At 67.7% G+C, this 13,507-nt stretch carries 10 protein-coding genes; 6 read left to right on the top strand and 4 right to left on the bottom strand.

Annotated elements, in window-relative coordinates; genetic code table 11:
- Positions 1 to 38: 38 nt before the first annotated feature.
- From BN3385_RS08685 to BN3385_RS08670, 4 genes are read left to right on the top strand one after another with little or no spacing between them, the layout of a single operon-like run.
- Positions 39 to 1,550, top strand: a complete 1,512-nt coding sequence (locus tag BN3385_RS08685) for a GumC domain-containing protein (RefSeq protein ID WP_059016131.1) — start codon at positions 39 to 41, stop codon at positions 1,548 to 1,550.
- Positions 1,547 to 2,404, top strand: a complete 858-nt coding sequence (locus BN3385_RS08680) for a glycosyltransferase family 2 protein (protein WP_082690340.1) — start codon at positions 1,547 to 1,549, stop codon at positions 2,402 to 2,404. The genes BN3385_RS08685 and BN3385_RS08680 overlap by 4 nt, the downstream gene beginning before the upstream one ends.
- Entirely contained in the window at positions 2,401 to 3,744 is a 1,344-nt protein-coding gene (locus BN3385_RS08675) for an MATE family efflux transporter (RefSeq protein WP_059016130.1), read from the top strand. Before BN3385_RS08680 ends, BN3385_RS08675 begins: the two co-directional genes overlap by 4 nt.
- Positions 3,741 to 5,087 carry an O-antigen polymerase gene (locus tag BN3385_RS08670; RefSeq protein WP_231748663.1) on the top strand — a complete coding sequence of 449 codons (1,347 nt, stop codon included), beginning with the start codon at positions 3,741 to 3,743 and terminating at the stop codon, positions 5,085 to 5,087. Before BN3385_RS08675 ends, BN3385_RS08670 begins: the two co-directional genes overlap by 4 nt.
- Here BN3385_RS08670 and BN3385_RS08665 read toward each other — a convergent pair.
- A complete protein-coding gene (locus tag BN3385_RS08665; protein WP_156432642.1) occupies positions 5,057 to 6,157 on the bottom strand; it encodes a right-handed parallel beta-helix repeat-containing protein in 1,101 nt (366 codons plus the stop codon). The genes BN3385_RS08670 and BN3385_RS08665 overlap by 31 nt on opposite strands.
- Positions 6,154 to 7,203, bottom strand: a complete 1,050-nt coding sequence (locus BN3385_RS08660; protein ID WP_059016128.1) for a glycosyltransferase family 4 protein — start codon at positions 7,201 to 7,203, stop codon at positions 6,154 to 6,156. Before BN3385_RS08660 ends, BN3385_RS08665 begins: the two co-directional genes overlap by 4 nt.
- A gap of 50 nt (positions 7,204 to 7,253) precedes the next feature.
- On the opposite strand from BN3385_RS08660, the gene BN3385_RS08655 reads away from it, so the two are divergent.
- Positions 7,254 to 8,363 carry a glycosyltransferase gene (locus tag BN3385_RS08655; protein WP_059016127.1) on the top strand — a complete coding sequence of 370 codons (1,110 nt, stop codon included), beginning with the start codon at positions 7,254 to 7,256 and terminating at the stop codon, positions 8,361 to 8,363.
- Between the two features lies 1 nt (position 8,364).
- Here the strand turns inward: BN3385_RS08655 and BN3385_RS08650 are convergent, their stop codons facing one another.
- Positions 8,365 to 8,919 carry a YdcF family protein gene (locus tag BN3385_RS08650; RefSeq protein ID WP_059016505.1) on the bottom strand — a complete coding sequence of 185 codons (555 nt, stop codon included), beginning with the start codon at positions 8,917 to 8,919 and terminating at the stop codon, positions 8,365 to 8,367.
- Positions 8,920 to 8,963: 44 nt separating this feature from the next.
- On the opposite strand from BN3385_RS08650, the gene satS reads away from it, so the two are divergent.
- Positions 8,964 to 10,235: a protein export chaperone SatS gene (gene satS / locus BN3385_RS08645; protein ID WP_059016126.1), complete on the top strand. Its 1,272-nt coding sequence runs from the start codon at positions 8,964 to 8,966 to the stop codon at positions 10,233 to 10,235.
- A gap of 9 nt (positions 10,236 to 10,244) precedes the next feature.
- Here the strand turns inward: satS and BN3385_RS08640 are convergent, their stop codons facing one another.
- Positions 10,245 to 13,502, bottom strand: a complete 3,258-nt coding sequence (locus tag BN3385_RS08640) for an MMPL/RND family transporter (protein ID WP_082690339.1) — start codon at positions 13,500 to 13,502, stop codon at positions 10,245 to 10,247.
- Positions 13,503 to 13,507 lie beyond the last annotated feature (5 nt).

Raw genomic sequence — 13,507 nt, 5'->3', positions numbered from 1 at the left:
GAACCTTGGAGTTGGGAATGGCCAGGAGAGCACGCTCCGTGCTGTCACGATGGCTGACCCCGTTGTGGCCCGCGACCGTGGTCGGCATTGCCGTCGGCGCCGCGCTCGGCGGGATGGCCCTGCAGTCCTCGACCGCCGACCCGTCGGTCAGCGCACTGATCCGCATCGACCAGCCGGTGGATCCGAACCAGATCCTGACCACCAACGCCCCGTCGGTGGAGTCCCAGCAGAGCTATATCTCCGGCGAGATCGCCTATCTGTCCTCCCCCGGGTTCGCCACCTCCCTGCGCACCGCGCTCAACCAGCCAGGCAATCCGAGCCTGACGGCCACCCAGGATTCGCAGTCCTCGATCATCACGCTGTCGGCGACGGCCCCTACTGCCGGGCAGGCGACCAGCGTCATCGACACCGCACTGCGGTTGTACAGCGACCATGTGGTGCAACAGAACCGGCAGCGCGAGCAGGCCGCGATCGACGCGCTCAACGGCGTCATCAACGGTCTGCGTGACCAGATCCGGATCGCCAACGAGGCGCCGTTCCTCGAACCGCAGTACGACGAGTTCGGCAACCTGATCCCGCCGCCGCCGGTGCCCGACACCATCGGCTTCCAGGACCGCATCAACGACCTGCAGGCCCAAAAGCTGTCGCTGGACGTCCAGATGCTGCGCCCGCCAGGGGTTCAGGTGGTGCAGCCGCCCACCGAGATGCCGTTGGCCGGTGTGCCGCACTGGTGGCTCGGCGCGGTCGGCGGCGGCCTGCTCGGCGGTCTGCTGGCGCTCGCCCTGGCCATCGTGTGGCGCCAGCGCTCCGGGGTGATCACCTCGATGGGCGTCCTGGAGGACGAGGTCGCCGGCGTGCTGTGGCCGGTGGTCAAGCTGCGGTCGTACGGCGAGCGCGCGAAGGTCACCAAGTCCGAAGCCGAGAATGCCAGGGCGGTCTACGCTCAGCTGCCCGCCGCCCGCGGCGCCTGCATTCTGGTGGTCGGCGCGTCGGCGCAATCGGGTACCGACGGGATGGCCCGCCTGCTGTCGTTCGCCGCGGCCGAGCAGGGCCCGGTGGACACCATCCGCCAGCGCCATGCCAACGAGGTGATCGAGCGGCGCATCCTGCCCCGCAGCCGTAACTCGACGACGGTGATCATCGACGGCGGATCGCTGACAAACTCCTCGGCGTTGCCGCGCGCGGCCGGTCTGGCCACCCACGTCATCATCGTGGCGATGATCGGCTTGGACACCTACCGGCAGGCGCGGATGGTCATCAAGCTGGCCCGCGCGCACGGCGTTCCGGTGTTCGCCGTCGGCGCCCGCCGGCGCTGGTGGGCACCCGGTGGACGGACTAAGCCAGCGAAAGCTGTTCCGATGGCGGAAACTCCTAGCGGAGGCCTGCATCGGGCACCCGACGTGGTCGACCAGGTCGACGAGTCGGCAGACCAGATAGTGGAGGACGAGCACACGGTGTCGGATGAGAACACCGGGGGCACATCGGAGAACAAGCACGGGGCGGAGAATGCAGACGGCCAGACGGAGCGTCTGCACCTGGAGAGCGCATGAGCGCTCCGGCCATCTCCCTGGTCTGTAGCACGATCGGGCGGGCGGAGGCGCTCAAGCACCAACTCGATGCACTGACCGCGGGAGATCTGGCCGAGCAGGTCGAGTTCGTGCTCGTCGACCAGAGCAGCGACCAAACCTGCGCCCAACTTGTGCGCGACTACGGACTGCCCGGTCCGTGGCATGTCACCACCAGCGGCCGCGGTGTCTCGGTGGGCCGCAATGTCGGGCTCGGACTGGCCACCGCACCCATCGTTGCCTTCCCCGATGACAACTGCTGGTATGCGTCCGATACCGTCCGCAGGGTGCTCTCCGTGTTCGCGGAACGTCCCGACATCGCGGGGCTGTCGGCCAAGCAGGTCGATGCCGACGGGTCGCCGTCGATGCTGCGCTGGCTGGACCACGCCGTCGAGATCAGCCGGACGAACTTCATGCGCACCTCGATCAGCAGCACGTTGTTCCTGCGCCGTGCTGCTTTGCCGTCGGCCGCACCGTTCGACGAGGGCATCGGCGCCGGGGCGCCGGGCTGGCGCGGAGCCGGCGAGGAATCCGATCTACTGCTTCGCATGATGGCTAGCGGAGCGACGCTGCTCTACCGGCCGGACATCGTCGTCTACTCCGCCGACGACCGGGTGGCCCCGGACGCGGACTACGTCGACAAGATGCTGCGGTACGGCGTCGGGCTCGGGCACCTGTGGCGCACCCACCGGCTACCGGCCCACCTGCTCGCCTACTACTCCGCACGCAAGATGGTGGGAACCGTCGTCCGCGCCGCCCGCGGTGACCGGATCCGCGCTCGCGCCGACCGCGCCTACCTGCGCGGCACGCTGGCCGGCTGGCGGGGCAGCACGCCGTGACCCAGGGTCACGAGGCGACCGCCGAGCTCAAGCGCAGCTTCTCCTGGCGGGTGGTCGCCGCAGCAGCCGGGATGATCGCCACGTTCCTGCTCACCGTGATCGTCGTGCGCACCCTCGACGACAAGGATGCCGCCGGCTTCTTCGCCATCCTGGCGGCGCTGTCCATCGGCCCGCTCGTCGGCCGTCTGGGCTTGGGGCCCAACGTCGTTCGGCTGATCCCCGCTGAACCCGATCACGCCAAGCGGCGCATCATCGCGGGCACCCACCTGCGTGCCACCGCACTGCTGACGCTGCCGTCCGCCCCGGTGGTGGCGTTCTTCGCGACCGCGGGCCTGATCGGCCACGGTGACTTCATCCCGGCGTTCTTCCTGACCACCGCGATCATCGTCATCGAAACCCTGCGGCTGATGCTCAGCGACATCTTCGCCGCCTTCGGCCGGGTACCCGCCTCGGTGGCCACCATGCACTACATCCGCAGCACCATGGTGTTGCCGGTGGTCGGCGTGGTGGCCTTCGCCCTGGAGCGCCCGACACTGACCGTGCTGCTATCGGCCTACGTGGCGGTGGCCCTGGTGCAGTTCCTGGTCGCCCTCTACTACGGGCGTCGCGATATCGCGATCTCGAAGTCGGTGGGCATCGCATCACTGCGCGCGGCCATCGGCAACGGCACCCGGCTGTTCAGCCTGGAGTTGTCGTCGTTCCTGATGATGGCCGGAACCATCTGGCTGGCCAATATGGCCTTCGCACCGGTGACCGCCACCCACTACTCGGCGGCGGCCACCATCGCCATGCAGGTCACCATCCTGGAAAGCCTTGCCGCCCTGGCTGTCACGCCGCCGGCGGCACGGCTGTGGGCAGAAGGCAAGCGCGAGCATGTGGTGCGGTTGCTGTCCAACGTCGCCACCGTCAACACCGTCGTCACGATCCTTCTGGTGATCGTCCTCGGACTGTTCGGTGGGCTGGCCCTGCAACTGGCCTATGGGCCGTCGATGCGGGACGCGAGCACGCTGCTGGTGATCCTGGCCGCCAGCGGCATCGTCCAGGCCGCGCTGAACGTCAACATCTCGCTGCTGATCATCGGCGGCCACATCCGTGAGGTCTCCCGCACCGCGGTGATCGTGCTGGCGATCGTGCTGCCCTGCGGCATCGTCGCGGCCGTCGTGGGCGGCCCGCTGCCGCTGGCCATCGTCTCCTCCTGCGGGGTGGCGGCGCTGTCCATCGCCGAATGGATCACCGCGCGACGGGTTCTCGACCGTGCCCCGCACGCGCACCGCCACCTCATCGCGGCCGCCCGCGAACTGCTGGAGCGCCCGCCCGGTTCGGTGGCACTCGGCAGGTGAGCAAGCACGCCGCCTCCTCCACCAGTCCGCAGGTCTGGTTCCTTTCGCCGATCGCGGTGACGTGGGTGGTGGCGCTGGCCTCGATGCTGCCCACCGCCCTCATCGGGGACGCCGCCTTCCGATCACTGTGGCGCACACCGAAATCGATCACGCCCGAAACTCTGCTGCTCTTCGCCTGCGGGGCACTGGCGCTGTCGTTCGGCGCCCTGGTCGCGATGGCCTCGGCGCAGCAGCGCCCGCGCACGGTGCGGTGGCCGGCGCTGGAGGGCAAGTCCCTGGAGTTGATGCGCAAGGCCAGCACCGTGCTGACCGGTCTGACGGTGTTCGGCTACGCCGGGTTCGGCTTCCTCATCCTGCGCTCGGGCCTGTCGCTGAGCCAGCTGATCGCCGGGCCCTACGCGGACGGACCGCCGGTGCGCGACACCATCGGGACAGTTCCGGGTGTCACCACGCTGACCCAGTGCGGCATGGCGGCCGTCGTGGTGTCCTCGATTCTGCTGACCCAGCAGTTCTCCCGGGGGGAGCTGCTGAAAATCATTGTGGTGATCGGTCTTTCCCTGCCGCGATCGTTCCTGTTCTCCGAGCGGCTGGCCGTTCTCGAGGTGGTCGTGCCGGTGTTCGTGATCCTGTGCGCGTGGCTGTCGCTGCACCCGGGTCCCCGGCGAATGGCCGCCCAACTGGCTCCGGTGATCGGTTTTCCCTTGGTGATCGTGGTGTTCGGCGTCTTCGAGTACTTCCGGTCGTGGTCCTACTTCCGCACCCGGACCAACGCCAGTTTCGTCGAGTTCACCCTGGAGCGACTGGCCGGCTACTACACCACCGCGCTCAACAACGGCCATCTGGTCTATCAGCATCTGGACTGGCCGGGCCGCTGGCCCTACGACACTCTCGAAGCCTTCTGGGTGGCGCCCGGAGTCGAGCAGATCGGCCTGTACACCCGGCTGACCGGCCACGAATTGCCCTACTCCGGTAAGTCAACGGCGGTCACCCCGTTGACCGACGTGCTCAACCAGTACGCCAACCCGGAGTTCAACAACCCGTCGGGCTATGTGGCCGCGTTCATCGACTACGGCGCCGTCGGCGGCCTGATCTTCCTGTTCGGCATCGGCCTGCTCGCCGGGTTCCTCTACCGCGGTTTCTGCAGTGCCAAGCCGTTCGGTCTGCTGCTCTACCCGATCATCTTCATCGGCCTGCTGGAGTTGCCGCGCTACATGTACTGGTCGCAGGGACGCACCACCTACACCTTGCTGGCGCTGATCATCCTCGCCGTACTGTTGCGCCGAACACAGTCCAAACCTGTTGTCCCGCAGTATCAGCCGATGCTGAGCGGATTGCCGTCCTGAGTCCAGTCCGTGGTGGCGAACGTGCCGGGCGGCGCGTTGGTGACGAACGGCGTCACCGCTGACCCGTCGAGGTTCAGGCCGGCGAAGTCGATACCGGACACCGTGCCGTGGTCGACGATCAGCCCGACGTCACGCTGGGCGGATTCCGGGGTTCCGGTGATCGACAGGCCGGTCAACCGGACGCCGCTCAATGAGGCGTTGTCGCGTCCGCCGTAGACCAGGACGGCCCCGTTGACGGTGTCGGGGTCATGATTGGCGTCGGTCACGGTGCCGTTGGTGATCGTCACGTCGTTGACCGACCCGGTGTTGTAGGGGTCGCCCTCGGTGGCGACGTAGATACCCGCGGCGGCGGTGTCGTTGACGCTGATGTCGCGCGCGCTGATGTGATCGCCGCCCACGACGGCCAGGCCGCGGCCGTTGGTGGTGCCGTTGACGATCGGGCCGGTGATGGTGATGTGCTGGCAGGGCGGCTCATTGCCGTAGGAGACCACGGCCACCCCGTCGTCGCCGGTGCCTGCCGTGCTGATCCGGGTCAGGGTGCCGTCGGTGGAGCCGCCGGTGACGTGCACACCGTCGGCGCGGGTGTTGGCCACCCGGATGTCGGACAGCTCGAAGTTGTGCGCCCCCTGGACGAACACGCCGGCCGCCGCTGACCCGTTGACGGTGATGTCGTCGAGCGTGACGCCCTGGGTGCCCAGCACGGCGAGCTTCTGCTGGTTGGGCGCTCCCCACCGCTTGCCCTCAGGCGGGGCGGTCAGGGTGAGGTTGCGGACGGTCACGTTGTCGGCGACCACCTGCACCGAGGAGGTTTCGTCGTTGATGGCCTGCAGGGTGGCGCCCTGACCGTCGATGGTGACCCCGGGGACCGAGATCTTCAGGACGCCGCCGTGCCCGTAGGTGCGGCGGTCCAGGGTCAGGGTCTGGCCGGGCTGCAGGGCATCGAGGCGCTGCTGCAGCATTGCGGTCTCGTCGGCGACCGGTGCGGACTGGGCGGGCGCGGCGGTGCTCTCGCAGCCCACGAGCAGACCGCAGGCGGCCAGCAAGGCAAGGCCGTATCTGCTCATGCTCATAACGCCATGCTACGAATCGCCGCTAAAACGCTGTTCGCGGACGTGGCCCAGGTGTAGCGCGAGGCGTTGCGGTGTCCGAGGTCCACCAGCTTGTCGGCCGCCGAGGTGTCGCGTTCGAGGGTCTCGGCGTGCTGCAGCAGCCCGGTCACATCGTCGGGGTCGAAGTACAGCGCGCCGTCCCCGCCGACCTCCGGAATCGAGGCCCGATCCGAGGCGATCACCGGGCAGCCCAGGGTCTGGGCCTCCAGGACCGGCAGCCCGAAGCCCTCGTACAGCGACGGGAACACCAGGGCTGCGGCGTTCTCGTAGAGCCAGCGCAGTTCGGCGTCGGTGAGGCGCTGGGCGACCACCACGTTGTCGGCCAGGCCGTCCGCGGCGCCCGCGTAGACGTGGGCGTCACCTCCGGCACCGACGACCACGACGTGCCGACCGGAGCCGGCCAGCGCCGCCGTCGGCTCGGCCACGTTCTTGTGCCGGGCCAGGGTGCCGACCAGCAGGTAGGTCTGCGGATGCCAGGGCAGGTCGGGTTTCCGGGCGGCGACCCGGGTCAGCGAGTCGGCGGCGCACCCGACCACCAGGAACCGGGAGGGTTTGACCCGCAGCACCTCGGCCAGTTCGCGCTTGCTGAACTCCGAGACGGTCAGCACCCGCCGGGCGGTGCGGGCCAGCAGCAGGTAGGCGAACAGGTAGAACGCGACGAAGGCTTTGCGGTACGTCTCCGGGAACCGGAACGGCGTGGCGTCGTGGAAGGTGACCACCTGACGCCTCTTGGCCAGCGGCGCCATTCCGCCGAAGCTCAGCAGCAGCCGGCCCGCGGTGGCGACCGGTAGGTACAGCTGCTCGAAGGCCACCCCGGCCAGCGGAGCACGCCGGACGGTGATGTTCGGGGCAAGCGCCCAGTCGGGTACCCGGGCGCCGTTGGGGACGTGCAGGACGAAGTCGATGCCACCGTCGGCGACGACGTGGCGGGCCAGTTCCTCGGAATAGCGCTGCACACCGGTGAAGGGTTGCCCCAGCCATTTGCCGTTGATGTGCACCGAGGGCATCGCACCATGCTAGCGAGCAACGCCATATCCGGCCGGGCTAGGCTTGGCAGGTGAACAGCGCACCGACGATCGCGATCGTCCACGAGCGCCTGACCGAGTTTGCCGGATCTGAACAGGTGGTCGAACAGATCGCCGCCGAGTGGCCCGGCGCACGCATTCATGTGCCGATCGCCGCCCCGGGGTCGGATCGGGGTGCGATGCGGGGCCGGGCGGTGGTCACCCCAGTCGACCGGGTGCACCGGCTGATCGGCCGCCGCTCGCATGCCGCGCTATTGCCTTTGTTCATACCGGCCTTCAAGCGAATGGATGTCGGTGACGTCGACGCCGTCGTGATCAGCCATCACTGCGCCGCGGTGTCCGCGGTGCACGCCACCGACAAGCCGACGGTGGCCTACGTCCACTCTCCGGCCCGCTGGGCGTGGGATCCGGTGATGCGCGAGGGCGAAGCGTCAGGGTTCGCTGGGCGCACCGCGCTCACCGGGCTGGCCGCTCTGATCCGCCGCGCCGAGGCCAGCGGTGCGCCGAAGCTCACCACGATCGTGGCGAACTCGTCGGAAGTCGCCGCCCGAATCCGGCGGTGGTGGGACCGGGACGCGACGGTGGTACACCCCCCGGTCAACACCGACCTGTACACCCTCGATGACTCCGTCGAGCGGGAAGACTTCTTCCTGTTGGCGGGCCGGCTGGTGCCCTACAAGCGGCCCGATCTGGCCATCGCGGCGGCCCGGGCCGCAGGCGTTCCGCTGGTGGTGGCCGGTGACGGCCGCATGCTGGCCGACTGCCGCGCCGTGGCCGGCCCGCAGACGTCCTTCCTGGGCCGGGTGTCCGATGAGGAGATGCTGAGCCTGCAAAGGCGGGCCCGCGCGCTGCTCATGCCGGGCGTCGAGGACTTCGGCATCGTGCCGGTGGAGGCGATGGCGTGCGGCACCCCGGTGATCGCGACCGGCGCCGGTGGAGCACTGGACTCGGTGATCCCGGGCCTCAGCGGCCAGTTGGTCACCCCCGGCAGTGACAGCGAGATCGTCGACGGGTTCGCCGCGGCGCTGCGCAACTTCGAGGCCGGACAGTTCGACGCCGGGCAGGTCCGCAAGCATGCCGAGCAGTTCTCCCCGGCCCGGTTCCGCGAGCAGATGCGGGCGGTGGTCGAGTCGGTGCTGTGAGTCAGCAGCCGACCAGCAGCGCTTTGCCCAGCGCGAAGTACTGATAGGTGTACGTTGCTGCCCATCGCGGCAGCGAGTAGTCGTAGGAGCGGGGCACCGGCGCCATCGTGGTCGCGCCGCCGAAACACTGGTCGAAGATGTAGCGGGCCCGCACCACGTGGAAGTTCCACGACACCACGATCAGGTGAGACCAGTTGCGCTCCTTGGCAAGTCGCGCCGCGAACATCGCCTCACCACGGGTGGTGTAGGGGTCGGGCTTGAAGCAGACGACGGTGATGGTCGCGGTGCCCGATGCGCAGGCCTGCCGGAAATCGGCGCGGGCCTGCTCGTCACCGTCATAGGAGTTGGACAGCACGACGGTGTCGGCGTAGCCCTCGCGGGCCAGGTTCAGTCCGTACTGCAGCCGGCCGTCGTTCTCACCGCCGAGGACCACGATCGCGTCGGCCTTGGACAGCGGATCCCCGTGCGGTCGGGTGAACAGAAGATAGCCCGCCACCCCCGGTGCGACCACGAGCGCCACCACGACGACAGCGAACACGCGACGCAGTCTGGCCACGGGGGCGAGGGTACCGGTCAGCAAGCGTCGTTAGGCTGTGCGGCATGTCTGCTGAGCTCGTTCCGGTCCGCTTGAGCGTGACCGCCGGTGACCTGTACACCCTGTGGGCCCCCCGCTGGCGCGATGCCGGCGACGAGTGGGAGGCGTTCCTGGGCAAGGACGAGGATCTCTACGCCTTCGAGTCGGTGGCCGACCTGGTGGCGTTCGTGCGCACCAACACCGACAACGACCTCGCCGACCATCCCTCGTGGGAAGCGCTCACCGAGGCCAATGCGCACAAGCTGAAGCCGGCTGCGCAGCGGCAGGCCGATCTGATCGCGGTCGAGGAGCTGCTGGCCGAGAAGCCCACCGAGGAGTCGGTGACCGCGCTGACCAACACGCTGGCGGTGGTGTCGTCGATCGGTTCGGTGTGCGAGCTGCCCGCGGTGACCCGGTTCTTCAACGGCAACCCGAACCTGGGCCTCGTGTCCGGCGGCATCGAGCAGTTCACCGGCAAGGCGGGCCTGAAGCGCTGGAGCGTCATCGGGGACATCGTGGCGCGCGGGTGGGATGGCGTGCTGACCGCGATCGACGAGGTGATCTCCACCCCCGAGGTCGACGAGCGGGCCGCCAAGCTGGCCGCCGCCGAGCTCGAGGAGCCCTTCGAGGAGGAGGACGTCGAGGACGTCGACGTCACCGAGGAGACCGACGAGGACGGCGAGGACACCGGCGAGGAGTCCGACTCGGACGCCGACGTGGCCCCGGCGCAGAACGTGGTGCTCGGAAGCGACGAGGACTTCTGGGCGGAGGTCGGCATCGACCCGGTGCGCATCATGACCGGCTCGGGCACGCTGTACACCCTGCGGTGCTATTTCGACGACCGGCCGATCTTCCTGGGCCGCAACGGCCGCATCAGTGTGTTCCCCTCGGAGCGGACACTGGCCCGCTACCTGGCCGACGAACACGACCACGACCTGTCCGACCTAAGCACCTATGACGACATCCGCACCGCGGCCACCGACGGCTCGCTGCGGGTGGAGGTCACCGACGACAACATCTACGTGCTGACCGGTCTGGTCGACGACATCGCCGACGGCCCCGACGCTCTGGACCGCGACCAGGTGGACCTGGCGGTCGAGCTGCTGAACGATATCGGCGACTACTCCGAAGAGGACACCGTCGACCGGCTGCTGGCCGACGACAAGCCGCTGGGCCGGCTGTTCAACCACGTCCTGGATCCCGCCGAGAATCCGCGGCCGGGACCCCCGTACGCCGCGGCGGTCAAGGACTGGGAAGAGATCGAGCGTTTCGTCGAGTCGCGCCTGCGCCGCGAATAGCGGGCGCCGCTACTTGCCCGATTGCCAGGGTTTGTCATCGACGAAGTCTGGCAGACAGGGGAATTCACCGGTCGGCTGTGGGAAGTCCTGAAGGACTGATTCGAGTGCCTCGGCCGCGGCCTGCTCGCATTCCTCCGGCATCTCCTGGATGTCGCCATGTCCTTCGAGCTGGGGGCCTTCCAGTAGGGCGACGCCTCCCCCGCCGGTCGTCACGGCCGCGGCGGCAGCAGCTTTTTCGGCGGACTTCTTCTCCTGGTACTTGACGCTGGGCGGCTTGGACGGCCACCAGTTCTTCTCGCCGACCAGGACAGCCATGGCGGGCACGGTCAGGGTGCGGACGACGAAGGTGTCCAGCAGCAGGCCGACACCGATCACGAAGCCCATCTGGACGGCGGTGAGGATGCTGCTGAAGGTGAAGGCGAGCATCGAGGCCGCGAAGATCAGACCCGCCGAGGTGATCACGCCGCCGGTGGCTCCGACCGTGCGGATCACCGCCGAGCGCACACCGTATTTCGCCTCGTCGCGGATGCGGGAGATCAGCAGTAGGTTGTAGTCCGCGCCGACGGCCACCAGAACCATGAACGCCATGCCCGGCACACCCCACGACAAACCCTGCCCCAGGATGAACTGGAACACGATCACGCCGATGCCGAGTGCGGCCGCATACGAAATCACCACGGAGGCAACAAGATACAGCGGAGCGACGACGGCGCGCAGCACCATGACCAGGATGGCGAACACGACGCACAGCGTCATGATCATGATGTAGCGGAAGTCCCAGTTGTAGTAGGCGCGAAGGTCGGCGTTGACCGCCGACAGACCCACCATCGAGATCTTGGCGTCGGCCAGCGTGGTGTTGGGCCGGGCGTCGTTGGCGACCCGCAGGATGTCGTGGATCTGGTTCATCGCCTCGGCACTGAACGGGTTGTACGCCGTCTGCACCAGGTAGCGCGCCGAGTGTCCGTCATCGGAGATGAAGATCTTGGCGGCCTTCTTGAACTCCTCCTGCGAGAGGATCTGCGGCGGAATGTAGAAGCCCGACATCGGCGGGTCGGCCGCCTCGCGTTTCATCGCCAGCAGGAACGCCGAGGCTTGATCCAAGCCGTTGCCCAGGTTGCGGGTCTGGTCGACGAGCAACTGCACGCCCATCGCCAGCTGGCGACTCGAGTCCGCCAGCAGGTTGGCACCGTCGACAGTCTCGTTGAGCTTCTTCTCCACACCGCCGGGCTCACCCACCCCGAGGGCACGCGCGGCGGCGGTGGCCCGCTGGATGTTCTTGCTCAGCCCGCTCACCAGGTCGTCGAGTTTCTGGTTGCCCTCGGTGGCCTGCAGCTGGCGGCCGATGTCGGCGATCGCGGCCAGCGCCTCGGAATTGCTGGAGTCGACGATGCGCTGCAGATCGGCGCGGGAGTTGACGCAGGCCGGGTCGGCGTCGCAGACCGGACTTTGGTTGAGCGCGTTGAGCATTGGCTGCGCCCAGCCGGTGACGTCGGTGATCTGGGTCATGTTCATGCCGAGCGCGTCACCGAGGGAGCGCATGTTCTTCATCAGCGCCGCGGTCTTGTCGATCTGATCCAGCGTGGTGGCGCCGCCGACCTTCTGCGACATGGCGTCCAGGGCGGAGGCCAGGCTGCGGACACTGGCCAGGGATCCCACCAGCTGGTTGCGGATCTGGTTGAGCACGTCGGCCATCTTGTCGGCGCCGCCGGTGAGCATCGACAGCTTGTCGTCGTTGTTGGAGATCAGGCTGGAGGCTTCGCCGAGCTTGCTACCGACCTCACCGGCCTGCCAGGTGGCCTTGGCCTGTTCGAGCATCTGGCCGGTGGGCCGGGTGATGCCGCGGATCATGTCGATATTGGGCAACTGGGAGATGCGCTGGGCCATCTGCTCCATATCGGCCAGCGCCTTGGGGCTGCGCAGATCGCTGTTGGGCGACTGGATGAACAGGAACTGCTGCAGCGTGCTGCTGATCGGGAAGTGCTTGTCCATCACTTCGTAGGCCCGGTTGCTCGCCGAGTCCGGCGGCAGGTTCTTGCGGTCGTCGTAGTTGAAGTTGGTCAGCAGCGCGCAGGCGGCCAGTGCGAAGAGGATCAGGAGGCTGGTGGTCAACAGCGCGCGGGGCTTGCGCACGATCATGACGGCCGAGCGCTTCCAGAACCGGCCGGTGATATCGCGCTTGCGGGGTTTGATCCAGCCGCGGCGCCCGGCGATCGCGATGAAGGCGGGCAGCAGCGTGATCGCCCCGAGGAACCCGGTGGCGATGGTGACCGTCATCGCCGGCCCGATCGTCGCGAACACCGCCAGCTTGGTGAAGGACATGCCCAGGAACGTCAGGGCGATGGTTCCGGCCGACCCGGCGATCACCTCACCGATGGAGTGCAGAGCGTCGACCAGGGCGTCATCCGAGGACACCCCGGTCTTCATGATCTCCTGATACCGGCTGAACAGGAAGACGGCGTAGTCGATGCCGGCGCCCATGATCATGCCGGTCATGATCATGATCGTCTGGGATCCGATCGCCAGCCCGTGCTCGCCGAGGATGGCCACCAACTGCTGGGCGACCACCAGCGATATGCCGATGGTCAGCAGGGGCATGACCATGGCCACGAAACTTCGGTAGACCAGGATCAGGATGCCGAAGACCATGATCACCGTGGCGCCTTCGATCATGTGCTGATCGTTGACACCGATCTGGTTCATATCCTCCATGGTCGCGGAGCCGCCAACCACGTTGACCTGCAAGTTTGATCCGGCGGTCGCCTCTTTGACGGTCTTGATGACCTCGCGGTAGGCCTCTTGACCGGACGGGGTGCCCATGGTCCCGGACATGCTGACCGGAAGGTTCCATGCCTTCTGGTCCTTACTGGTCATCACCTCGCGCAGTTCCGGGGTGTTGATGAAGTCCTGGACCGAGGAGACCTTGGGGTTCTCCTTCAGCTTGGCCACCAGATTGCGGTAGGTGGCCTCCTGCTCCGGCCCCAGGCCTGCGTCATTGCTCAGGATGATCGCGGCGAAGTTACTGGTGTCGGCCTCTTTGAAGGCCTCCTGCATCTGCTTGCCGGCGACCAGCACCGGAGCCGTCTTGGGCAGGAAGTCCGGGGAGTTCCTGGCCGCCACCGTGAACAGCGGTGTGACGAAGGTCAGCAGCACCACGGCAGCACCCACCCACGCAGCGATCACAAGGACCGGGTGGCGGACGATGAACCGGCCCAGCATCTCGAAGATGTTGTGCGGGAACACGCGCTTAAGTGCGGCGCGCATGGGCATCAGAC

Origin of the sequence: Mycobacterium sp. M26 (genome assembly GCF_001494595.1) — a bacterium.
GTDB lineage: Bacteria > Actinomycetota > Actinomycetes > Mycobacteriales > Mycobacteriaceae > Mycobacterium.
Note: the sequence above shows the minus strand (reverse complement) of the source record. Positions and strands in the feature narration are given on the sequence as shown.

Bases quoted from the DNA above. Each gene is read 5' to 3' on its own strand.
- BN3385_RS08680 (WP_082690340.1), top strand. From the start codon at position 1,547: ATGAGCGCTCCGGCCATCTCCCTGGTCTGTAGCACGATCGGGCGGGCG.
- BN3385_RS08665 (WP_156432642.1), bottom strand. From the start codon at position 6,157: ATGAGCATGAGCAGATACGGCCTTGCCTTGCTGGCCGCCTGCGGTCTG.
- BN3385_RS08660 (WP_059016128.1), bottom strand. From the start codon at position 7,203: ATGCCCTCGGTGCACATCAACGGCAAATGGCTGGGGCAACCCTTCACC.
- satS (WP_059016126.1), top strand. From the start codon at position 8,964: ATGTCTGCTGAGCTCGTTCCGGTCCGCTTGAGCGTGACCGCCGGTGAC.
- BN3385_RS08640 (WP_082690339.1), bottom strand. From the start codon at position 13,502: ATGCCCATGCGCGCCGCACTTAAGCGCGTGTTCCCGCACAACATCTTC.